This window comes from Maricaulis maris, assembly GCF_003634045.1.
Taxonomy (GTDB): domain Bacteria; phylum Pseudomonadota; class Alphaproteobacteria; order Caulobacterales; family Maricaulaceae; genus Maricaulis; species Maricaulis maris.
This window is the reverse complement of record NZ_RBIM01000005.1, coordinates 111,560-134,063: the sequence shown is the minus strand read 5'-3', so window position 1 is coordinate 134,063 and position 22,504 is coordinate 111,560. Positions and strand designations below refer to the sequence as shown.

The 22,504-nt window shown below is 63.1% G+C and carries 24 protein-coding genes and 2 tRNA genes; 17 read left to right on the top strand and 9 right to left on the bottom strand.

The window, feature by feature from the left end:
* Window positions 1-96: 96 nt before the first annotated feature.
* Window positions 97-762: a hypothetical protein gene (locus tag C7435_RS11470; RefSeq protein ID WP_121211622.1), complete on the top strand. Its 666-nt coding sequence runs from the start codon at window positions 97-99 to the stop codon at window positions 760-762.
* On the opposite strand, the gene C7435_RS11465 is transcribed toward C7435_RS11470, so the two are convergent.
* The 5 genes from C7435_RS11465 to C7435_RS11445 all read right to left on the bottom strand — a co-directional run bounded on the left by C7435_RS11465 (window position 759) and on the right by C7435_RS11445 (window position 5,706).
* Window positions 759-1,733 (bottom strand): GGDEF domain-containing response regulator, encoded by a 975-nt coding sequence (locus tag C7435_RS11465; RefSeq protein WP_083635253.1) that lies wholly within the window; start codon window positions 1,731-1,733, stop codon window positions 759-761. The genes C7435_RS11470 and C7435_RS11465 overlap by 4 nt on opposite strands.
* 101 nt (window positions 1,734-1,834) lie before the next feature.
* Window positions 1,835-2,968 (bottom strand): tRNA epoxyqueuosine(34) reductase QueG, encoded by a 1,134-nt coding sequence (gene queG, locus C7435_RS11460; protein ID WP_121211621.1) that lies wholly within the window; start codon window positions 2,966-2,968, stop codon window positions 1,835-1,837.
* Entirely contained in the window at window positions 2,965-4,026 is a 1,062-nt protein-coding gene (locus C7435_RS11455; RefSeq protein WP_121211619.1) for a hypothetical protein, read from the bottom strand. Before C7435_RS11455 ends, queG begins: the two co-directional genes overlap by 4 nt.
* Complete coding sequence (gene fzlA / locus C7435_RS11450; protein WP_075191400.1) at window positions 4,026-4,703, bottom strand: FtsZ-binding protein FzlA; 678 nt, start codon at window positions 4,701-4,703, stop codon at window positions 4,026-4,028. The genes C7435_RS11455 and fzlA overlap by 1 nt, the downstream gene beginning before the upstream one ends.
* Before the next feature lie 31 nt (window positions 4,704-4,734).
* On the bottom strand, window positions 4,735-5,706 hold the full coding sequence (locus C7435_RS11445) for a cation diffusion facilitator family transporter (protein WP_121211617.1): 972 nt from the start codon (window positions 5,704-5,706) through the stop codon (window positions 4,735-4,737).
* A 149-nt stretch (window positions 5,707-5,855) separates the two neighbouring features.
* Between C7435_RS11445 and C7435_RS11440 the strand changes: the two genes are divergently transcribed.
* Window positions 5,856-6,662 (top strand): undecaprenyl-diphosphate phosphatase, encoded by an 807-nt coding sequence (locus tag C7435_RS11440; protein ID WP_121211615.1) that lies wholly within the window; start codon window positions 5,856-5,858, stop codon window positions 6,660-6,662.
* A gap of 63 nt (window positions 6,663-6,725) precedes the next feature.
* Window positions 6,726-7,592, top strand: a complete 867-nt coding sequence (locus C7435_RS11435; protein WP_075191403.1) for a CPBP family intramembrane glutamic endopeptidase — start codon at window positions 6,726-6,728, stop codon at window positions 7,590-7,592.
* Between the two features lie 55 nt (window positions 7,593-7,647).
* On the opposite strand, the gene C7435_RS11430 is transcribed toward C7435_RS11435, so the two are convergent.
* Window positions 7,648-8,613, bottom strand: coding sequence for a complex I NDUFA9 subunit family protein (locus tag C7435_RS11430; protein ID WP_121211613.1), 966 nt, complete (start codon window positions 8,611-8,613; stop codon window positions 7,648-7,650).
* A 164-nt stretch (window positions 8,614-8,777) separates the two neighbouring features.
* Between C7435_RS11430 and C7435_RS11425 the strand changes: the two genes are divergently transcribed.
* From C7435_RS11425 to C7435_RS11410, 4 genes are all read left to right on the top strand, one after another.
* Window positions 8,778-8,864, top strand: a tRNA-Leu gene (locus tag C7435_RS11425).
* Window positions 8,865-9,059: 195 nt separating this feature from the next.
* On the top strand, window positions 9,060-9,731 hold the full coding sequence (locus C7435_RS11420; protein WP_121211611.1) for a hypothetical protein: 672 nt from the start codon (window positions 9,060-9,062) through the stop codon (window positions 9,729-9,731).
* Window positions 9,732-9,741: 10 nt separating this feature from the next.
* Window positions 9,742-10,929 carry a M48 family metallopeptidase gene (locus C7435_RS11415; protein ID WP_121211609.1) on the top strand — a complete coding sequence of 396 codons (1,188 nt, stop codon included), beginning with the start codon at window positions 9,742-9,744 and terminating at the stop codon, window positions 10,927-10,929.
* Complete coding sequence (locus tag C7435_RS11410) at window positions 10,926-11,501, top strand: hypothetical protein (RefSeq protein WP_121211607.1); 576 nt, start codon at window positions 10,926-10,928, stop codon at window positions 11,499-11,501. The genes C7435_RS11415 and C7435_RS11410 overlap by 4 nt, the downstream gene beginning before the upstream one ends.
* A 123-nt stretch (window positions 11,502-11,624) precedes the next feature.
* Here the strand turns inward: C7435_RS11410 and C7435_RS11405 are convergent, their stop codons facing one another.
* A complete protein-coding gene (locus tag C7435_RS11405) occupies window positions 11,625-12,047 on the bottom strand; it encodes a hypothetical protein (protein WP_075191408.1) in 423 nt (140 codons plus the stop codon).
* Between the two features lie 313 nt (window positions 12,048-12,360).
* On the opposite strand from C7435_RS11405, the gene C7435_RS11400 reads away from it, so the two are divergent.
* The 10 genes from C7435_RS11400 to C7435_RS11355 all read left to right on the top strand — a co-directional run bounded on the left by C7435_RS11400 (window position 12,361) and on the right by C7435_RS11355 (window position 21,750).
* Window positions 12,361-13,881, top strand: coding sequence for an MBOAT family O-acyltransferase (locus C7435_RS11400; protein ID WP_121211605.1), 1,521 nt, complete (start codon window positions 12,361-12,363; stop codon window positions 13,879-13,881).
* A 12-nt stretch (window positions 13,882-13,893) separates the two neighbouring features.
* Window positions 13,894-15,153 carry a hypothetical protein gene (locus C7435_RS11395; protein ID WP_121211604.1) on the top strand — a complete coding sequence of 420 codons (1,260 nt, stop codon included), beginning with the start codon at window positions 13,894-13,896 and terminating at the stop codon, window positions 15,151-15,153.
* Between the two features lie 26 nt (window positions 15,154-15,179).
* The gene (locus C7435_RS11390; protein ID WP_075191411.1) at window positions 15,180-15,794 is read left to right on the top strand and encodes a ribonuclease D; all 615 of its coding nucleotides are present in this window, start codon (window positions 15,180-15,182) and stop codon (window positions 15,792-15,794) included.
* Window positions 15,795-15,890: 96 nt separating this feature from the next.
* Complete coding sequence (gene lptC / locus C7435_RS11385) at window positions 15,891-16,595, top strand: LPS export ABC transporter periplasmic protein LptC (RefSeq protein WP_075191482.1); 705 nt, start codon at window positions 15,891-15,893, stop codon at window positions 16,593-16,595.
* Entirely contained in the window at window positions 16,595-17,134 is a 540-nt protein-coding gene (locus tag C7435_RS11380; protein WP_158025648.1) for an LptA/OstA family protein, read from the top strand. Before lptC ends, C7435_RS11380 begins: the two co-directional genes overlap by 1 nt.
* Before the next feature lie 32 nt (window positions 17,135-17,166).
* Entirely contained in the window at window positions 17,167-17,928 is a 762-nt protein-coding gene (gene lptB, locus C7435_RS11375; RefSeq protein ID WP_083635255.1) for an LPS export ABC transporter ATP-binding protein, read from the top strand.
* Between the two features lie 37 nt (window positions 17,929-17,965).
* Entirely contained in the window at window positions 17,966-19,480 is a 1,515-nt protein-coding gene (gene rpoN, locus C7435_RS11370; protein ID WP_075191413.1) for an RNA polymerase factor sigma-54, read from the top strand.
* A gap of 180 nt (window positions 19,481-19,660) precedes the next feature.
* Window positions 19,661-20,293 carry a ribosome hibernation-promoting factor, HPF/YfiA family gene (gene hpf / locus C7435_RS11365; RefSeq protein WP_075191484.1) on the top strand — a complete coding sequence of 211 codons (633 nt, stop codon included), beginning with the start codon at window positions 19,661-19,663 and terminating at the stop codon, window positions 20,291-20,293.
* A 17-nt stretch (window positions 20,294-20,310) separates the two neighbouring features.
* Window positions 20,311-20,775, top strand: a complete 465-nt coding sequence (ptsN, locus tag C7435_RS11360) for a PTS IIA-like nitrogen regulatory protein PtsN (RefSeq protein WP_075191414.1) — start codon at window positions 20,311-20,313, stop codon at window positions 20,773-20,775.
* 78 nt (window positions 20,776-20,853) lie between these two features.
* On the top strand, window positions 20,854-21,750 hold the full coding sequence (locus C7435_RS11355; RefSeq protein ID WP_121211602.1) for a tetratricopeptide repeat protein: 897 nt from the start codon (window positions 20,854-20,856) through the stop codon (window positions 21,748-21,750).
* A 73-nt stretch (window positions 21,751-21,823) separates the two neighbouring features.
* Here C7435_RS11355 and C7435_RS11350 read toward each other — a convergent pair.
* Together C7435_RS11350 and C7435_RS11345 are read right to left on the bottom strand one after the other, a co-directional pair.
* Window positions 21,824-21,899, bottom strand: a tRNA-Ala gene (locus tag C7435_RS11350).
* Between the two features lie 121 nt (window positions 21,900-22,020).
* Window positions 22,021-22,473 (bottom strand): TIGR02300 family protein, encoded by a 453-nt coding sequence (locus C7435_RS11345; RefSeq protein ID WP_075191439.1) that lies wholly within the window; start codon window positions 22,471-22,473, stop codon window positions 22,021-22,023.
* Between the last annotated feature and the right edge of the window lie 31 nt (window positions 22,474-22,504).

Here is a 22,504-nt window from a genome sequence, read left to right as displayed (position 1 = left end):
GCCGTATCTGGACAAGGCGAGGCCGGTCCGGGGGGGGGTCTCGCCGCTGTATCCGCCGGCCTGATCCCTGCCGGCCCGTACCGATGGAGTTACCCGATGCGGTTTACCCTCACTGCCTGCGTTCTGGCGCTGGCCACCACCCCGCCCCTTCATGCCCAGAACGACGCGGCCTATCGCGAGCGGGTCCGGTTCGACACCTGTCTCGGCCAGGTTCAGATCGACGCGACCGACGCGCTTGAACGGGCCCAGGCCTGGCGCATCGAGGGCGGTGGCTGGCCGGCAGAAGTGTGTGAGGCGCGGGCCCTGATTGCCCTTGGCGAGGGCGAGATCGGCGCCGACATCCTGGTCAATCTCGCCGATGGCACGGCTATCGGCATGGTCGATGCCGAACGCACCGAACTTCTGACCTTGGCCGGAGATACGCGCTTCATGGCCGGCCAGCTGGACGACGCGGCCGCCGCTTATGACGCCGCACTGGCCCTGCAGCCCGACGCTATCCCGGCGCGCCTGGCACGTGCCGGGCTGCACGCCGGGCGCAATGATTGGGCCGCCCTCAGCACCGACGCGGAAAGACTGATCGAGATCGCGCCTTGGCTGGCGGCAGGATGGCGCTATCGCGGACAGGTCCGGCTTGCCACCGGTCAACTCGACCTCGCCTGGCAGGACATGCAGCGGGCCCGTGAGCAGGAACCCGACGACATCCCGACACTTCTCCTGCGCGGCGCCATTCTGGAAGCGCGCCGACAGGCAGCGGCTGACTAAAGCCCGACAGCCTGCAAGGCGGGCGGCTCATCATCATTGGCCCCGTCAAGGACGACCCGGTTTCTGCCGCTTTCCTTGGCGCGATAGAGCGCCGTGTCGGCGGCCTGCAACAAGGCGTCCGGCGCCGAAATCAGATCACCGCACGCCAGGCTCGCCACGCCGAGGCTGGCGGTGACGGGGATAGCCGCTCCGGCATCGCTGACAATGTCCATTGCTTCGAGGGCGGCGCGAATGCGCTCGCCGGCCAGCGCTGCCGAATGCAGGCCGGCACCCGGCAGGATCACGCAGAATTCTTCGCCGCCGATGCGCCCCAGCATGTCCCCGGTGCGCAGACAGCCCTGTGTTGCCGCGACCGCTTCGATCAGCACCTTGTCGCCCGCAGCATGCCCATGGGTGTCGTTGATCGCCTTGAAAAAATCCAGATCAATCATGATCACCGAGAGCGGCAAATCATCATTGCTGGCGCGCTGCACCTGCAGGTCGAGATACTGCATGAAGGCGCGCCGGTTGGCGGCACCGGTCAGCGCATCGGTCTCGGCCAGGCGGCGGAACTGTTTCTGCATCCGCACCAGACGGCTGGCGGCCCGCAGGCGTGCGCGAAGTTCGGTCATGTTGACCGGCTTGCGAATGAAATCGTCAGCGCCGGCATCGAGCGATTCTTCCAGCCGCCGGTCCTCGCCGGAGGCCGTCACCACAATCGTGTAGACGGACTCGGTTTCGCTGTTCGACTTCAGCGACCAGCAGGCCTCAAGACCGGAAACGACCCCGACCTCGATACCGGTCAGAAAGATGTCGACGGGCACGAGCTGCAATAGCCTCAACGCCTCTTCAGCGCTGCCGGCCGTCTGGACGCTGTAGCCGGCCTGGCGCACGGCTTCGGACAGGATGCGCAGCTGGACCGAGCTGTTCTCACAGATCAGCACCGAGATCGTGTCGGACGCCATGTCGGATTGAAAATCAGTCGACGTCATCGGTGACGCCCCTTGTATCGTAGAGCCATGACTGGCGCCCCCCCGACGCGTTGTCACAAAATTCCAAGCCGTCAATCTGTCCGCAAAAGGATAATATCCCCTCAATACGAAACCGTTTGATCGCCGGACCGCGACACGGCCCGCCATTCAGCACGAACAGCTTCGTCGCCTTCGGCCTCGGCATCGCGTTCGGCCCGGGTCCGCGCGCGGCCCGGATCGAGCTGTGCCAACGCCCATACTGCCATGCCGCGGACGAGGGCCGACGCGTCTTCAAGCCCCGCCTCGACCGTGGCCAGCAAGGCCGGATCACCCGAATTGCCGACCGCAATCATCACATTGCGAACAAAACGGTCCCGACCGATCCGCTTGACCGGCGACGCTGTGAAGACCTGCCGGAAAGCCGCGTCATCAAGTGCCGCCAGTTCAGCGAGGAGCGGGCCTTTCAGCTCCGGCCGTGGATGAAAGGCCGTTTCCACACTGGTCTGCGCGAACTTGTTCCACGGGCAAACCGCCAGACAATCATCACAGCCATAAATCCGGTTGCCCATCGGCTTGCGGAATTCCTCCGCAATGACGCCCTTGTGCTCGATGGTAAGGTAGGAAATGCAGCGCCGTGCATCGATCCGGTAGGGCGAAGGAAAGGCCCTTGTCGGGCAGATATCGAGACAGGCCCGGCACGAGCCGCAGGTGTCGCGTTCGGCCTCATCCGGCTCCAGCTCGGCCTCGGTCAGCATCACCCCCAGAAACAGCCAGGATCCGAACTCACGACTGACCAGATTGGTGTGTTTACCCTGCCAGCCGACACCCGCTTTTTCCGCCAGCGGCTTTTCCATCAATGGCGCGGTATCGACGAAGACCTTGACCTGCTTGCCGGTTTTCTCGGCAAAGGCGCGCGCCAGATGTTTCAGACGCTTCTTCAGCAGATCATGATAATCGGCGTTTTGCGCATAGACGCTAACCACGCCTTCCGAGCGCCGCTCCAGCAAAGGCAGCGGATCCTGCTCCGGCCCGTAATTCAGACCGACCACCACGGCAGATTTTGCGTCCGCCCACATGGCGGTGGGATGCTGACGCCGCTCGAGCGTCTCTTCCATCCAGGCCATCGAACCGTGATGCCCGTCGGCGACATATTCCGCGAGACGCTCACCGGCAGACCAGGCCTCGTCGGCCCGGCAGATGCGGGCGGTGGAGAAGCCGAGCTCTAGGGCGAGGGATTTGAGGTCTTGGCCGTTCAATGATTTTCCATAGCCTGTGCGACCTCGCTGGCCATTCGGTCTTGCCTGACAAGCAACTCGTTACGGCGCAGCGTTAGCGCGTTGAGGCGTTGCGCCGTTTGACCAATGATTTGCAGCCTGTGTTGTTCCGACTCAGCATCAGGATACACGTCAAGAAAGTCGTCGATCACACCGGCACTTTCGAGCAGCAGGTCTGCTGTTTCCTCGTAGGCCAAAAAAAACTCAGATAGCATGGTAAAGGATGCAAACCATTCCGTGCGCTCATCGTCGGGCATATCGACAAGCGACTGCTCCAATATATTGAGTTGCTCGTAGACAATGCGCCGGATACCGCTTTGCTGCGCCATTATCAGATCGCGATACTGCTCAACGATCTGCGCCTGAAACAACGCGGTTTCGAGTCCCTCGCCGACGATCCAACTCCGCACCATTACCGCCAGGTCTCTGTTCATTCTCAACACTTGCTCACTCGCAAGATTTGCAAGACTCCCTGGATTTGTTGGGTCGTTTGAGCGCATCGTTTCTTTCTGCAGGATGTTGGCCTCAAGCAGCGCTATCTCGGCATCAACGCTCAAAACCCGCAATGTGAAGTTGGCAGATTCCAAACTGTCACGGGTGCTCCGCAACTCGGCGATGCCTCGCGCCAGAATGTCGTCAGCCTGCCGATGAATCAGGTCCACGGAACGCCGGGACGCTTCGAGGCGATGGCTTTGTGACTCGTCTCCAGCGACGACCGGCGCTTCGGATAGCCCCGCATTCGCCTCCGACATTCGTTCTTGGGCACGAATCAATCTTTCGATCGCCTCGTCAAAAGCCTGGCGAAGCCGTTCCGGGTCTTCTTGCGTTTCCAGCAGCGGCCGCAACTCCTGAACGACTGCCACCAATCGGGCCGGCGCGACTACCATCTGCCCCAACACCGAATTTCGATCATTCACCCACTCGATGACACGCTGGGTATCTTCAAATGAGACCGCGGCATTGTCCGCGCTCTGGGCAAGACTTGGTGCCGCCGGAAGCCAACCAAACAGCAAGACAATCAGAACGAACAATCGCATCATCAAAAATCCAGATCCGCATAATGCGCCGCTGCCGGAACACCGGGCAGTTTGTCAGTCAAGAGGCCGCGAAAGGCCGGGCGGCATTTGACGCGGGAATACCATTGCTTGACCGGCTCGAACTCGTCCCACGGCACATCGCCGAGATAGTCGGCGCAGGACAGGTGGGCGGCGGCGGCGATATCGGCCAGCGTATAGCGCGGCCCGGCGAGGCCGTCGCGGGCTTCCAAGAGCCAGGCGAGATGGTCGAGATGCCAGCGCAGATGCTCGCGCCCGGCGCGCAGGGCGGCCGGGTCGGGAGCGCCGAGGCCCTGGGCCCGCTTCTCCAGTTTTTCATGCAGGAGATAGGCGTTGACCTCGCCATCATATTTGCGGTCGAACCAGTCCACCAGACGGCGCGCCTCGGCGCGCTCCGCCGGTCCGCCCGGCAAGAGGCAGGGGCTGGGCGTTGTTTCTTCGAGATATTCCAGGATGGCGCGGCTCTCGACGATCACCCGGCGGCCGCCGCCGCTCTCATCGACCAGGACCGGCGTCGTGCCGGCGGGATTGAGCGACAAGAGATCGTCCGGACGCTCCCACGGCACTTCCAGCTGCAGGTCATGGCGCAGGGATTTCTCCTCGAGCGCGAGGCGAACCTGTCGGGAAAACGGGTCGAGGGGCCAGAAGTGGAGCGTTCGCATGGTATCAGGCTAACCCGCTTCAACCGGAAGTCTAAGCGTCCTTGGACGTGGTTTCTGTATTGAAGAATTCACCACCATGCGGTTCCGCCTCGCCGTGCGGATCGGCGTGGATGATGATGTCGGCTGCCGGATAGGCGGCCAGCAAGCGACGCTCGCACTCGATCAGGATGGTATGCGCCTCGCGCAGGGACAGGCCCGGATCCAGTGCCATGTGAAACTGGATATGGACCAGCGGACCAGCGGCACGGGTGCGGAGCTGGTGAATGTCAATGATACGTGGATCATCGCGCGCCAATGCCGCGATATGGTCACGCGCCGCGTCGGGAAGTTCGCGGTCCATCAGCTGATCGGCGGCCGACCGGGCCACGCCCCAGGCGGTCCAGAACAGCCAGCCTGAAACAGCAAGTGCCGCCAGCCCGTCGAGCCAGAACCAACCACCCAGCGTGGCACCGAGAATGCCGATGATGACAACGCCATTGGCGCCCAGGTCCGAGAAATAATGCGCCCTGTCCCCCTCAACGGCGACCGATCCGGTCTCCCTGACGGCCCGCGTCTGGATCACGAGCAGGCCTACGGTCAGCACGATAGAAAGAACCATCACACCGAGCGCCCAACCACCGGCCCGGATTTCGACCGGGTTGAACAAATGCTCGACGCCTTCGCGCAACAGCAACACCGCCGACATCGCCACAAAAATCGCCTGCAATATGCCGGCAAAGGCCTCCGCCTTGCCATGCCCGAACCGGTGTTCGGCATCGGCCGGTTCGGCAGCGTATCGCACCGAAAGATAGACCGTCAGGGAGGCGGTCAGATCGAGCAGGCTGTCGGCCATCGAAGCCAGCAGGGCGACCGACCCGGACATCCACCAGACAACCGCCTTGGTCAGGGTCAGGATCAGGGCGACAACCACAGACGCCGCCGTCGCCTGGCCGGTATGGCTGAGCGCATCCTTCGGGCTGAGACGTCCGGGTCCGCCGGGACCGGCGGCGAAGTCATGAGGCATGGCGATATCCTTTGCTGCGGTTTTGGTCCGCTACGCCGCCGGCGTCAATCAGGCCGCAGCGCCCCGCCTGCAGCCGGGCGAACGGAGCACTGGCCAAGCGCGCTGCTTTGCCCGACTATCGGCCCGCCCGATTGCCGCAGGACCCTGCCATGAGCCTGATCTATCTCGTTATTCTCGCGCTCGTTCAGGGCATCACCGAATTCCTGCCGATCTCGTCCTCGGCCCATCTCATCCTCGCCCCGCAACTGACCGGCCAAGCCGACCAGGGTCCGCTGATCGACGTCATGGCGCATGCCGGCTCGCTGCTCGCCGTGCTGGTCTATTTCCGCCGTGACATCGGCTCAGTCGCCCTCGGCAAGCTGGCCCTGCTGCGAGGCCGTCTCACGCCGGGCGGGCGAATCGCGCTGCTGGTCGGCGCTTCGATGCCGCCGATCTTCATCATCGCCGGCGCCCTGGTCGCCCTTGACCTCGTCGATACGCTGCGCTCGCCGACCGTGATCGCGATCTCGACCCTGGTGTTCGCCCTGCCGCTCTGGCTCGCCGACCGTTATGGCCCGAAAATCCACACAATCGAGACGATGAGTTTCAAACAGGCCGCCCTGATCGGACTGGCCCAGCTCTTCGCCCTGATCCCCGGCGCCTCGCGTTCAGGCGTGACCATGACCGCCGGCCGCGCTTTGGGACTGACCCGCAGCGAAAGCGCCCGTTTTTCCATGCTGATGGCAATCCCGGTGATCGGCGCGTTCGGCTTCATCTCAATGATCGAACTGGCCCGCGCCGGTGCCGATGGCGGTGGCGCCAGCCTGACAGACGGTCTGATCGTGGCTGGCCTGTCCTTCGTGACAGCCTGGGCGGCGATTGCAGTTCTGATGAAGCTGGTCGACCGGATCGGGTTTTTGCCCTTCGTCCTCTATCGCATCGCCTTGGGTCTCGCCCTGCTGGCCTTCGCTATTTAGAGTGACGCCATAATGTCTCGGGGCCATGCTCAAAGCCCTGAGACGAATGGAGGGGACTCCGCCATGCGTGCCATCACCGTATTCCTGTTGCTTGCCTTTGCGTCGAGCTGGAGTGTCGCCGGGTATATTCACGCAACGGGTGGCCTTGGCGCCCAGGGCCCGCTCGGCAGCGCCGGCCTGCTCGCGCTCATGATGATGGGGCCCGGCGTCGCCGCTCTGGTGACCAGCCTCCTGTTTGACAAGGGCCGTCGCCTCGCGGCGCTGGGCCTGCGGGGCTTCCGGGTCGCGCAAGTCCTGCGCTGGACCCTGTTGGCCTGGCTGGTCCCGGTGACCATTTGCGCCCTGTCGGTCATCGTGACTCTTGCCCTGTCCGGACAGCCTGCTGGTGATCCGGCAGCCTTCCTGGTCGCCCAGGTCGAGGCGAGCGGACAGACCGTGCCGATGGAACCGGCAACCCTGCTGACGCTGCAATTCGCGATCGGTCTGCCGGTTGGCATCGCCTTCAACACGGTCTTCCTGATGATCAGCGAGGAGATCGGCTGGCGTGGCTGGCTGCAGCCGCGACTGGCCGGCCTCGGCTTCTGGCCGATGTGCCTGGTGATTGGTGCCATCTGGGGCATCTGGCACGGCCCGATTATCCTGATGGGCTATAATTATCCCGGCCTGGGATGGACCGGTGTCGCGGTCATGACGGTCTTCACAATCCTGTGGACACCCTATCACGCCTTGGCGCGCGAGCGCGGCGGGCTGATAGCCGCCGCCGGTATGCACGGGTCGCTCAATGCCGTCGCCGGCGCGTCACTGATCTTTCTGTCAGCCCCGCAATGGCCGTGGAACGGGCCACTCGGGCTCGGCGGCATGCTGGTCCTCGCCGCCGGACTGCCGCTGCTTGCCTGGTTTCGCCACAGCACCGCGACCAAATCGGCATGAAAACGGGCCGCGCTGACACGCGGCCCGTCAAAAACTCACCAGGACTGAAACCCGCTCAGGCTTCGCGTTCGTGGAATTGCCCATAACGACGATAGCGGACCAGATAGCTCGGCACGATCGCTTCGACGGTTTCACCCACAATACCCAGATCAGACAGACCCTTGGCGCCATCCGACACGACATTGTCGGACTTCAGCTGCACCAGCTGGTCATTGGTGATCAGGGTCGGCATCAGCGGCAGGGCGCCGACCAGTTCGGAAATCGTCGCGATCACCTTGCCGATTGTCCAGGGCAAGGGCAGCAGCAGGCGCGGCCGGTCGATCTCGGCCAGGATGAAGCGCATCAGCTCTTCAAATGTATAGATGCCGGGACCACCCAGCTCGTAGGTTTCGCCGCGCGCATCGCTGCGCTCAAACGCCGCCAGGACAGCCTTGCCGACATCGCCGGCGAAGACCGGCTGAAACCGGGTCTTGCCGCCACCGAACAGCGGCAGGGCCGGCACGAAGCGGGCCATCGCGCCGAAGCGGTTGAAGAAACCATCCTCAGTGCCGAACACGATCGAGGGCCGCAGGATGGTGGCCTGCGGCAGGGCCGCCAGCACCGAAGCCTCGCCTTCGGCCTTGGTGTGGGCATAGCGCGAGGCACTGTCGTCCGAGGCGCCAATGGCCGAGACCTGGATCATGCGCTCGATGCCCATCGCCGCCGCCGTGTCGGCGATCGTCTTGGCGCCCAGCGCATGCAGGCGGGTAAAGGTCTGACGACCGCCCTCATTGAGAACACCGACCAGATTGACCACGCCAGCGGCACCATCCAGCGCCCGCTCGACCGAGGCCGGAACGCGCAAATTGGCCTGCACCAGCTGGACCTGACCGACCACGCCCATGACCCGCAGGTCCTGCGCCAGATGCGGTCGGCGCGAGGCGACGCGCACCCGGTAGCCGGCCTTGGCCAGCGCCCGAACCACATGACGCCCGACAAAGCCGGACCCGCCGAACACGGTGATGATCTCGTCTCGCAGCATGGAATGCCCTCGTGCAAATAGGCTTTGTCCGGGATAGACCAAAAAACCGCGCGCCTGTCCATGCGGCAATGCGCACGGTACTGAAGTGTCGAACACAGCGCGGCGTGCAATCAGCCCGTTGACAGCGCCCCGCCCCGGCTTTAGTTACCGCGCCTCGCACACCTGCCCAGGTGGCGGAATTGGTAGACGCGCTGGCTTCAGGTGCCAGTTCCCGCAAGGGAGTGGAAGTTCGAGTCTTCTCCTGGGCACCATTGCTTTCCTTTCAAGGAATAAACCCGTCGCGCCGACGGGCAGGTTGTCCGGAATTCTTCGGTATGATTTCGCAGTGCATTGCCGGATCCGGCGCGCCTACTGGTGCAAAAATCCACAACCTTACGTGAGATCGGACTTGACGGACACGGGCGCCGCCTTTCAGGATGAACCGGAAATATTCTGGGGGACTATCCATGAAACATGTTGCGTTGGCCGCCACCTTGGCGGTCGGGGGACTCATTGCGCCGTTTTCTGCTCATGCCGATGACGCCCCTGCCGACGGCCATGCGCCGGCGCAGTACCTGATCATGGAACCCAATGCCGAGATCATCTTCATCACCACCGGTGGTGCCGAAGTGCGTGCCGACTGGACCGAGGCGGCGACCAATAATCTGCGCGGCCATTTCAGCGACCAGATCTCCTCCGCCGGCTATACGGTGACAGGCTTTGACAGCGATGCGCAGCACGCTGACGAGATCCAGCAACTGCTCTACCTGTTCGAACTGGTCTCAGCCTCGGCCGATCTGAACATGCCGCACAAGGGCGGCCGGGGCAGCAATCACGACATTACGCTGGGCGAGACAGCATCCTTGCTGCGCGAGCATTACAATGCCGACCGCGCGATTTTCGTCGATCACTACTCGCAGATCGAAAGCGGCGGCGTGTTCATGACCCAGGTCCTAGTCGGGACGGCGACCGGTTTCACCCCGCCATCGCAGAATGTCCGGGCCACGATCGGCACGATCATCGATCTGGAGACTGGCGATATCGTTGAGCGCGCACAGGCCACGCTTGGCGATGCGCGCGACGAAGGCGAGTCGGCCGGCATCGTCACGCGCGTTCTGAACAATCTGCCGCTCGAATAGGGCGGCTCCGATGCTGAACTCCCTGACCCGGCTCGGCCTTGCGGCCGGCCTCGCAGTGAGCCTTGCTGCCTGCGCCTCGACCGACCACGGGGTTCGCAGCGCCGGCGATCGTCCGATGGACCTGTCATCGACGGAAGCCAGCCTGTGGTACCAGACCGATGAAGCCGAATCCCGACTGCAGGCCTCGGGACAACTCAATTCCGACCCGGCGCTCAACGCGTGGGTGAATGCGCGCATCTGTGAGGTGGCCGGCACATTCTGCGACGACCTGCGCCTTTACATACTGGAATCGCCCACTTTCAATGCCTCAATGGCGCCAAACGGCATGGCGATCGTGAATACCGGCTTGTTGTTGCGCGCGGAAACCACCGATGAATTGGCCTTCGTGCTGGGACATGAATTCGTACATTTCGAGGAAAACCATTTCCTCGAACGTCATGCCGCCATGCGCAACGCCAATGTCACCTCCACGGTGCTGGGCAGCGTCATCGGTGTGGCAGGCGGCGGCGGACTGTCATCATTCGGCTCGCTTCTCGCCTATGGCGGCGCCCTGTCCTTCTCGCGATCCCAGGAAACCGAGGCCGACACCAAGGGGCTGATCCATGCCACCGAGGCCGGCTACTCCGCCGATGCCGGCGCGGCAATCTGGAGCAATCTCCTGGATGAACTGACCGCGTCCGACCATGACGAGGTGACCCGCCGGGGCAATGATGGCGGGGTTTTCGGCACGCATCCCGATATTGATGTACGCATTGCATCACTCACCGCCCAGGCTGCGGACCTGCCCGTCCATGACGGCGATCGCGCCGCTTATCGCCGGATCATCCGCCCCTTCCTTCAGGACTGGCTGGACATGCATATCGTACGGCGAGACCACGGCGCCACCTTGGCGCTGGTTGATCGCCTGGCCGGGCAGGGCGAGGATCTCGGTGTCTTGCAATATGCGCGCGGCCGCATTTATGCGATGCGGGCCGATGACGGCGATGACGCGCTCGCCTTGGCCGAGTTTGAAGCGGCGACCCGCCACGCCGACGCACCGGCGGATGCCTGGCGCGCTATCGGCGAGATGCGCCGGGCACAAGGCGACAACCCGGCAGCTGCAGCAGCCTTCCAGGCCTATCTCGACCATTCACCCCAGGCACGCGACCGGTATCTGATCGAACGCCTGATCACTGACTTGACGGGGACACAACCATGAAACGCCTTCTGATCTGCGGCCTTGTCGCCGCCAGCCTTTCCGCCTGCGCCGTTGTGCCGGTTGCCGCACCGGCCGGACCGTTCGAGACCGAGGGTGACTTTTCGGTGATGCTGCAGAAAGACTGGTCGCGCTGGCCGTCGCAAATCAATCCGGCGACCAATGGCGAGTTCCTGACGCAGGACGGCGTTCTGCTCAACCGGGTCCACCTGGTTTCCATTCCTGACTCCGAAGGCCTCGTGCGCGCCCGCCGCAATGTTGAAATGCCGCTCTACACCGCCGGGTCGAGCGAGTTCGAAATCGTCGAATTCATCACATCGAGCCTGGAAATGATCGGCTATAGCGATGTCGAGGCCGATCTGATCCGGCCGGCAGAGTTTGACGGCGTCGACGGGCTGCGCTTCGGCCTGACCGGCATCTGGCAGAATGGCATGCGGGTGAAGGGCGAGGCCGCCACCATCGCGCATGATGACCGGCTCGACCTGGTGCTCTTCATGGCGCCGGAGCTGCATTACTATGATGCGGTCGCGCCGGAAGTCGAAGCGATCATGAACTCGATTGACTTGCCGGACTAGGATTGCGCCGTCCGGTCCGGTCACCACCGGATCAGACATCCACACGAAAACGCCCGGCTGCGGGGGAGGCAGCCGGGCGTCTTTTTACCTGTCGTGCTTCGTACAGGTTATCGCATGTGGCGCTTACGAGCCGGTCGCGACCGGCGTTGAGCGGCGCTGGACATTGAAGCTGCCGCTGTCGCCAGGCTGGAGATAGGCGCGGCAGAAGCCGGCCTCGGTGACCGTGAACGGGCATTCCAGCTGGGTATGTTCGACATGCAGCGTGAGGCGCAGCTCACCGCGGTCCGGCACCGAATAGGTGCACAGGCCACCGACGACGTCGCCAACGGAGAAGCGGCCATTGTCGAGGAGGCCGCGGCCCCGCTCGCGGGTTGCGACACTGTCGCCATCACCCTGCGTCAACTGACAGGATACTTCCCAGGCGCGTTCGCCCATCATTTCGAGAAGGAATGCTTCCCCACTGTCGGGGGATTGGGCCGGGGCCGGTGCCATGAAGGCGAAGGACGCGGCGAGGGAAGCGGCGATCATTTTGCTTTGGTTTTTCATGTGGTCTCCCTCCTGCGAGAAACTCGATAGGATTGTGTATGACACTAATGTTACAGATCATGCCGCGAATGTAAAGTCCGTATACGGATCGTTCGAAAGTTTTCGTAATGGACCGCATGGCATGAAAATTAAGGCTATTGCATCACCCTCGTGGACATTTTGATGCAGAATTTTTTCCATTTACACCCCGTTAAGACATCCAAATGTCACAAAAGGAGGCGCCCCCTGTGGATAACGCTGCCGCGTGCAGGCCTGCCTTGCCGCCTGGACGGGGGAGGGCTAGCGTCGCTGCGACTTCCGGTGCGGCGCGGCAATGATCTTCAATTCCTTCGAATTCCTGTTCCTTTTCCTGCCCGGCGTGCTGCTCACCTATTATCTGGCGCGGCGTTACATCTCGCATTGGACGGCGCTGTCACTGCTCGCCGCCGCGAGCTTCTTCTTCTATGCGTGGTGGGACCTGTCGCGGGCACCCTGGCACGAGCTGGACGGCTGGACGCTTGAGAGCCTGATCCGCTCGCTCTGGTTCATCCGCCACGTCCTGCTGCTGCTCGGCTCAGTGATCATCAACCACATCGTGGCGCGACTGATGCGTCGATGGGGCAACCAGCCCCTGCTGGCCATCGGCATCATCTTCAACCTCTCCCTGCTCGGCTTTTTCAAATATGCCGACTTCCTGGCCGGCAATATCAATGCGCTGACCGGGCTGGATATTCCCGAGCTCGGCCTCGGCCTGCCGCTGGCGATATCCTTCTTCTCCTTCCAGCAGATTTCCTACCTGGTCGATGTGGCACGCCGGAAGACCGATCCGGGCCGCTTCTTCGCGCACGCCCTGTTTGTGTCCTTCTTCCCGCACATCGTCGCCGGCCCGCTGATCCAGCACCACCAGATCGCCTCGCAATTCAACGACACCACACGCAAGGACGATCTCTGGGACAATCTCGGCGTCGGCCTGTCGCTGTTCGCGGTCGGCCTGGCCAAAAAGGTGCTGATTGCGGAAAGCATCGAGCCTTACGCATCGTCGCTGTTTGCGATGGCCGAACGCGGCGACACGCCAGGCCTGGTCGCGGCCTGGTTCGGAGCCATTGCCTATGCGCTGCAGATCTTCTTCGATTTCTCGGGCTATTCCGACATGGCGCTGGGCCTGGCCCGTTGCCTCGGCTTCCGCCTGCCGGTCAATTTCAACGGGCCGTACAAATCCGCCTCGGTGGTCGAGTTCTGGCGCCGCTGGCACATCACGCTGAGCCATTTCCTGCGCGACCATCTTTACATCCCGCTGGGCGGCAACCGGCATGGCGAGACGCGGCGCTCGATCAATCTGATGGCGACCATGCTGCTCGGCGGCCTCTGGCACGGTGCCGCCTGGACCTTTGTGATCTGGGGCGGGCTGCATGGCCTTGGCCTGACGGTGAACCATTACTGGAACAAGTGGGGACCCAAGGGCTGGTTCGATGGCCATCGCCGCTTTATCGCCATCGGATTGACCTTCGCCTTCACGACCATTGCCTGGGTTTTCTTCCGGGCCGAGACCTGGTCCGGTGCCGGCCGCATACTGGCTGGCATGTTCGGGTTTTCGGGTCTCGGCCTCGAAGGTGTCCCGACCGAGCTGGTCGCTTGGGTCCTGTTCGGCCTGGTTTTGGTCTGGTCGCTGCCCGACACGCCGGAACTGTTTGCCGATGTGATCGACGAACAGACTCTCAAGGACGCCCAGATCAAACCCAAACCCGGCCTGCGCTGGCGCTTCACCCGGCTGGCCGCCATCGGCGCCGCCTTCCTGCTCTTCCTGTCGGTGCTGAACGCCTGGAAGACCTCCGAATTCATCTATTACACCTTCTAGGACCGCGCCGAGATGCACCGCTATGCCGTGACATTGCTGATTGCCCTGTTTGCGTCCCTGGCCGGGTTTGCGGGCTTCAATGCGCTGATCGATCCGTTCGGCATCATGGGATCGCCGGACCTTCCCGGCCTGACCGTTCGCGATACGCGCCTCTATGAGGATGGCGGCCGGGTCCATGTCGGCGACCAGCTGGCCCGCGGCGGCGAACGCGCGCTCATCCTGGGATCATCGCGCACGGTCGATGGTTTCCCGCGTGATCCGGCCGACTTGCCGGACGGCTTCATCAATGCCGGCATGCGCGGCACCAATATTTTTGAACTGTCGCAAGCGGCCGCCCTGGCAGCCGGCAGCGAGACCTTGCAGTGCGTCGTGATCGGGCTTGATCTCGACGAGTTCGGCACCCATTCCAAGGCCAAGGCGACCTATTGGCTGTCGGCACTGCGCGACGGCAATGCCGATTTCGCCCGCGCCCGGGTCGCCCTGTCGCCCAGCACGTTCGGCGCCTCGATCCAGCTGATCGCCGACAATCTGACCGGATCGCAGCCGCGCGTGCCCTGGGCCGATACCTATCCGGCCGGCGCCCAGCGGACGCGCTATGAAAGCGGTGCCCGGGGCATTTATCGCTTCTATCTCGGCTATCGCTTCGATCCGGAACGGCTGGCCCTGTTCGAGACCGTGCTCGACCGGCTGACGGCGGAAGGGGTGCAGGTCATCGGCTTCATCCATCCGCTGCATGCCTGGCGCGAGGAAGCCCTGTTCCGGGCCGGGCGCGGCGATGACTACCTCGCCTTCCGCACCGCGCTCGCCGACACATTCGCCCGCCATGCCGACCGCGAACCCGTCGACGCCTGCCTGCCGGGCGATGGCGCACAAGTCTGGGACTTCTCAGGTTTCAGACCCTTTGCAGCCGTCGCGGCACCGGGTGCCGACGCGACCGAGGCCCATCCGACCTTCTACGAGCCATCACACTACCTGCCGAATGTCGGTGCCGACATGTTGGCGGTGATGGCTGGCGACCGGCCGCACGATGCCCGCACCACCGGTGACCGCCTGAGCCCGGAGACGATGGGTGCCACGTCAGCTGCCATCGAGGCGCGGCGTGCCGCCTGGCTCGCCACTGAGGATGGGCGCGCGGTAACCGCCATGCTGGACGCGGTTGCCGCCGGCAATCCGTCGGCCGAGCTGGAAACACCGCAATTCCTCAACGGCGATGATGAAATCAGCGTCGCCGACAAGCTGGCGCGCATTGCACCGCGCGCCGCGCGGCGCTAGACGCAGGGCCAAACAAGGATGACGCCATGACTGTGCACTACCACAAGGGCGACCTGCCCGCCGATCTCGACCTCGGCCCGATCGTCGCCGTCGACACCGAAACCCTCGGCCTGTCCCTGACCCGCGACATGTTGTGCGTGGTCCAGCTATCGGCCGGCGATGGCGATGCCCATGTCGTGCAGATGGACCGACCGACCTATGATTGCCCCAATCTCAAGCGGGTTCTGGCCGACCCGGCGGTCGAGAAAATCCTGCATTTTGCCCGGTTCGACGTCGCCATGGTCGAGAAATATCTCGGCGTCACGATGGCGCCGATTTTCTGCACCAAGATCGCCTCGAAACTGGCCCGCACCTATACTGATCGCCACGGCCTGAAAGATGTCACCCGCGAATTGGTCGGCGCCGACATGAACAAGCAGCAGCAATCCTCGGACTGGGGCGCCGCCGAATTGTCGCCGGCACAGCTGGAATACGCCGCCTCGGATGTGCTGCACCTGCACAAGCTGCGCGACGTATTGACGATGATGCTCGAGCGGGAAGGACGGATGGATCTGGCCAAGGCCTGTTTCGATTTCCTGCCGACGCGGGCCCGTCTCGACCTCGCCGGCTGGCCGGAAATCGACATTTTTGCTCATTCCTGACCGCGGCCGCCTTGAAAAGGCCAGCAAAGACTGGTCTTTCTGGCGCGAGGGTCGTGTGCGACGACCCAATCGGATGTATTTGACCCGGTGACCAGCTTGACCGCCCCTTCCGGCTTCCAGCCGCAGCAATCCAACGCCTATGCGCGATGGGAGCCGCGTCGTGCCTTGGCGTTGAGCGTTGCCCGGCGTCGAACCGCCTTCGTTCGTGGCCTGCGGCTCTTCTTCACGGCAGGCGCCCTGACGATAACCGGCCTGCTGGTGGTTCAGTTGGTCCTCGGGTCGAGTGGCGCGGCTGTCGGCGAGACCGAGTCGGTCAGCACGGATGTACGCATGACCAATCCGCGTTTCACAGGCCGGGACGAAAACCTCACCCCCTATGCGGTGACGGCCGACGTCGCGATACGGCGCCGTGATGCCGCCGATGGCGTCACCGAGCTCGAGCGCCCCCGGCTCGATTATAACTTTCTCGAAGCCGGCACCGATGTGTCGCAAGTGCTGGCAGAATCCGGCCGCTACGATCTGCCCAATCGCATTCTCGATCTCTACTCAGACGTCAATTTCCGGACCCGCGCCGGCTACAGATTCCAGTCCAACCACGCCCGCATCTTCCTGCGAGATGAGCGCGTGACCGGTGAGGAAGCGGTGGAAGGAACCGGCCCGATGGGTACAATCCGGGCCGACAGCTATGAAATCTCCGATGGTGGCAATCACATCATCTTTTCCGGTAATGTCCGGGCACGGCTGGTACAGGACCGAACCGCGCCCGACACGACAGCGCCGCCCGAGGAAGGAAATCAATGATGCGCCTGCTTGCTATCGCCCTGACCGGGCTTATGAGCGCTGCACTCACGGGCAATGCCGCCCTGGCCCAGATCGGCAACTCCTCGCTTCCGCTGGACATCGAAGCGGACACATTCGAGGTCTTTGACGCCGAGCGCCACATCGTCTGGCTGGGCAATGTCCACGTCGTGCAGGGCGAATCGAGCCTGCAGGCTGACCGGATGGACGTGTACTATAATGGCGAAAGCGAGGGCGAAGGCGGTGGCTGGGGCGATATCGACCGTATCGTCGCCACCGACAATGTTTTCTACATCACACCGGCCCAGCGCGCGCGCGGTGACCGCGGCGTCTATCAGATGGCCGAGGAGATCATCACCCTGACCGGCGAGGTCGTCATCACCCAGGGCGATAATGTGATCACCACCAATCGTTTCGTGAACAATCTGGCGACCGGCAATTCCAATTTCGGCGAAGCCGGCACCGGCGAGCGCGTGCGCATGGTCCTGCAACCGGCCCGCACCACCGACGAGGCCGAATCGTCTGACACACCCGAAGGCTGATTTCCGGCTGCCGGCACAAGGACACGTTTTTCATGGCGCTTACCGAACCCATGCCTGCGGCCGAAACCGAACCGGCTGGCGGGCTCGTCGTCGAACAGATCGGCAAGGCCTATCGCAAACGGCCCGTCGTCAAAGGCGTCTCGGTATCCCTGCAGCGCGGGGAAGTGGCCGGCCTGCTCGGCCCCAACGGCGCCGGGAAGACGACCTGTTTTTACATGATCACCGGCCTGGTCGAAGCCGATTACGGACGCATCCTGCTGGATGGCGAGGACATCACGCGCCTGCCCATGTATCAGCGCGCCCGGCTCGGCATCGGCTATCTGCCGCAGGAAAAATCGATTTTTCACGGCATGACCGTGGAACAGAACATTCTGGCTGTTGCCGAAGTGGTCGAGAAAGACCGCGATGCCCGCCATGCCCTGGTCGATCAATTGCTGGAAGAGCTGCGCATATCGCACCTGCGCAAGGCCCCGGCACCGTCACTGTCCGGCGGCGAACGGCGTCGCATGGAAATCGCCCGCGCCCTGGCGACCCGCCCCTCCTTCATGCTTCTGGATGAGCCCTTTGCCGGCATTGATCCGCTGGCCATCACCGATATCCGCGACCTGATCCGTTTTTTGAAAGAGCGGGGAATCGGGATTCTTATTACCGACCACAATGTCCGCGAAACCCTTGAAATCACGGACAGAGCCACGATCATTCACGAGGGTGAAGTGCTGTTCGAAGGCTCGCCGGCCCAGATCCGCGCCGACCCAGACGTGCGCCGCGTTTATCTCGGAGAAAGCTTTGGCTGATTAACCTCTGCATGAAACGTACCAAACAGAGGTTCACATGGCCGGATTGATGCAGAAGCTGGACATGCGTCAGGGACAATCCCTGGTGATGACACCCCAGCTCCAACAAGCCATCAAGCTGTTGCAGCTCTCGAATATCGAGCTTGCCGAGTTCGTTGAAGGCGAACTGGAACGCAATCCGTTGCTCGAACGCGATGATCGCGACACATCCACCGAATCATTGCGCGAAGAAGGTCAGGGCGAGCCGCGCGAGCTGGAACTCGCGGCACCATCGGCCGACGCCAATGATTCGATGGATGCCGATACCGACATGATGCACGGCGATGATTCGAAGTCGGACCTGTCCGGCGTTGAAGGTGTCGAGAGCGGCGCAGCCATGGGCGCCGGTGCCGGTTCGAACTATACCGCCGGAAGCGGTCGCGGCCCGGCCAGCGAAGATTATGACGCGATCGCCAATTCCTCGCGCGACATCTCCCTCGCCGATCACCTGCACAATCAGCTCTCGGTCGCCGCCCGCGATCCGATCGACCGCCTGATCGGCGCCCACCTGATCGATCTCGCCGATGATGACGGATACATGCGCTCCGATCTCGATGAGATCGCGGCCCAGCTCGGCGTCGACCGGGCACGCGTGGAAGCGGTGCTCGTCCTGACCCAGACTTTCGATCCTGCCGGCGTGATGGCACGCGACCTGCCGGAATGCCTGGCCCTGCAGCTCAAGGACAAGAACCGGCTCGACCCGGCCATGGCCACCCTGCTCGACAATCTGGAACGCCTGGCCAAGCACGACTATGCCGCGCTGAAATCACTGTGCGGTGTCGATAATGAGGATCTCGACGAGATGATCGCCGAGATCCGCGCCCTGACCCCGAAGCCGGGTCATGCCTTCGGGGTCGATTCGACCCGCGCCGTGGAACCCGATGTCTTCATCCGCCAGTCGCCGGATGGCAGCTGGCAGGTCGAGTTGAACTCGGAAACCCTGCCGCGCGTGCTGGTCAACAACAGCTATTTCAACGAGATCACCGCCGTCGCCAAGTCGGAAACCGACAAGACCTTCATCACCGAGTGCTCGCAGAATGCGTCCTGGCTGGTCAAAAGCCTCGATCAGCGCGCCCGGACCATTCTGAAGGTCGCCAGCGAGATCGTGCGCCAGCAGGACATGTTCCTGGCCCATGGCGTCGCCTATCTGCGCCCGCTCAACCTGAAAACCGTGGCCGACGCGATCGGCATGCATGAGTCGACCGTCAGCCGGGTCACCTCGAACAAGTATGTCGCAACTCCGCGCGGCATGTTTGAACTGAAATATTTTTTCACCTCCGCAATCCCGTCGGCCGGAGGCGGGGAAGCCCACTCTGCCGAGGCTGTCCGCCATCGGATCAAGACGATGATCGGCCAGGAATCGGCCGATGACGTGCTGTCCGATGACAGCCTCGTCGAACAATTGCGTGATGAAGGGATTGAAATCGCACGCCGGACTGTGGCCAAATACCGGGAGGCGCTCAACATCCCGTCCTCGGTCCAGCGTCGTCGTATGCTCAAACGTGCTGGCTAGGGATCGCTTGTCCGGGCGCCCCGGTGGAAATCTCCACCGAGATCGCGGCCCGCTGGCATCCGGAGAACAGTCATTGACTCCCCCCGCGGCCCGCGACTAGGTTCCGCCCGCTTTCCGAGGAGAGGCGGAACTGCACGTCAACGCCTCACGTGCCGGTGTATGGCCGGCGGGAAGGAGCGCATGCATATTCAGGTGGTCAGCAAGGGTATCGACGTCAGTGGCGCGCTGCGGGAGCAAATTCTCGGCCGCGTCGAAGACGGAGTTGCCAAATACTTCAACCGTCCCGGTGAAGCTTATGTATCGATTTCGCGCGAGGGCACAGGCTTTCGCGTCGAATGTTCAGTGCATCTGCCCTCGGGGGTGATGCTGCAGGCCCACGGCGAAGCCGATGACGCCTACAAGGCAGCGGAAAACACGATGGAGCGCCTGGAGAAGCGCCTCCGCCGCTACAAGCGGAAACTGAAGAACCACCACAATGACAACAAGGCCGAACTTCCGGCCGAAAGTCTCCCCATCGTCGTCCTCAAGGGCATGCGCGACAGCCATGTTGAAGATGAGGACGATTATGAGGAGGACGACACAAGTGGCGCGCCGCTCAATGGTGCGCCGGAGCCGATCGTCATCGCGGAACAGGTCGGAGAAGTCCGCACCCTGACCGTGGGCATGGCGTCGCTGGAACTGGATGCGGCGGATTCGTCCTTCCTCATGTTCCGCAACGCCGCCAATGGTGGTCTCAACATCGTCTACCGGCGACCGGACGGCCATATCGGATGGCTGAACCCGGCGCGGGAAGATCGCTCAGAGCCGGCCTAGGAGCGAGTAGTCGAACAATGGCGTTAGCAGATTTGATCCCGAATGCGGGCGTGAGCATTGATTTGGGTGCGTCCAGCCGGAAACAGGCCCTCCAGGCCATGTCCGAACTGGCTGCCGGTCTGACGGGACAAGCGTCCCGGACGATTTTCGATGCCGTGCTCCAGCGCGAACGCCTCGGCTCGACCGGAGTCGGACAGGGCGTCGCCATTCCCCATGCCCGCTTGAGCGGTGTGGACGAAGTGGTCGGCGTCTTCGCCCGGCTCCGAACGCCGGTCGACTTCGAATCCATCGATGGTCGGCCCGCGGATCTCATCTTCATGCTGCTGGCGCCTGAAAACGCCGGCGCGGAACATCTCAAGGCTCTGGCCCGGGTTTCCCGCCTGCTGCGCCGTGAGGATGTCCGCCAACGTCTGCGTGCCGCGCCCAATACCGACGCCGTTCACGCTGTCCTGGCGGGAGAACCGGCCAGCGACGCGGCCTGAACCGCCTGAACAGGGTACTCATCACCGGTTCAGCAAGATTGTGGTGACCTGACGCTTGAGATTGTCAGGAGACCCGACATGCTGCGCATATGTCTGCTGGGTGCATGCCTATTGGCCGGCTGGCTGGCGCTGGGAAGCGCCCCTGCCATGGCCCAGACCCCACCCCCCAGCCTGCGGGAAATGGCCGAGAGCGGCGACCCGGAGGCGGCCTATGCCTACGGCTATGAACTCAGCTTTCCCGAAGAGGGCGAACCCGACACGGTAACGGGTCGGTACTGGCTGGTGCAGGCGGCGGATGCCGGCCTGGCTCCCGCCAATCACATGCTCGGCGTGATCTATCGCGACGGATTCGGCGTCGACCCGGATATCGACCGCGCCCGCGCCTTCTTCGAGCTCGCTTGGCAGGCCGCGGATCCGTCCGCCGGTCACGATCTCGCCGAGTTGATGTTGTATGATTATGACGGCGAGCGCGACGCAGCCATCGCCATCCTGGAAACCCTGTTGTCCGACGTCGAACTCGGTCCGCTCGCCAGCCTGACACTGGCAGAAACCCTGATGTTTGACGGTGATGGCGAGGTCGACGCGGCGCGAGCCGTCACCCTGGCCCGCGACGCATTGGACCGGCAATCCGACCTGATGCGGGCCCACTATATTCTCGGAATCGGTGCCGCCGAAGGTTTGGCCGGTCCACTTGACCCGGACGCCGCCCGGCGGGCCTGGGAGGCCGGGGCAGAGGCCGGCGATACGCTGGCGCTGATCGCACTCGCAGACAGCTGGCTGGACCCGGGCTGGGGTGAGACCGACCCGGTCGAGGCGAGGGTCCTCTACGAGCTCGCGGCCGAGCTGGGCGATGATGACGCGGCACAGCAAGCCGCGGTGCTCGCCGACGAGCAGGCCAACACATCCGACGACGACGTGGCGGCCCGGCGCGCCGCCTGGCAGCTGCGGCTGGGTTGGAATGATATGCCCGACTGACCGAACAACGAAATTCCGAATCCTGTCCGTTGTTTCAAGAAAAAACCCCGCCGGAACCGGCGGGGTTTGATCTTGGTGGAGCCAGACGGAATCGAACCGACGACCTCTTGCATGCCATGCAAGCGCTCTCCCAACTGAGCTATGGCCCCGAAACTCGGGTCACCGTGGGCAATCAGGATCATGCCCTCGGCGAGAGGCGCGGAACCTAGTCCCGGTTTTCACCGGGATCAAGCCTCTTTTGCGCGTCAAATGCAGCGCAACAGCAGAGGCCTAGAGGTCCTCGTCCTTGTCGATGTTGAACTCGCCGAAATCCTCATCATCCTCGTCATCAAGGAGGACGCCGGTGTCGTCGTCATCATCGTCGTCATCATCGTCGTCAACGCCGTCCTCACCGAACCCGTCAGGCAGGTCATCGCTCAGGCCGGACGCGTCATCATCGTCATCATCATCATTGTCGCTGACGAGTACATCCGAGCCGGCATCGACTTCCGGCGTATCGTCCGCCTCATCGCCATACCCGTCATCATCATCGTTCTTGACGACCTTTTTCGGCGCGTCATCCTCGTCGACGGTTTCAAGTTTGGCCTTCAGACGCGGGTCTTCGCGCTCCGGGTCAAACTCATTCCCACACTTCGGACAGCGGGCCGGCCGGCGTCCGAGATCGTAGAATTTGGCGCTGCAGCTGGGGCAGGCGCGCTTGCTTCCCAATTCAGGCTTGGCCATGACATCCCTACATAACCAGTTTTCAATTTCG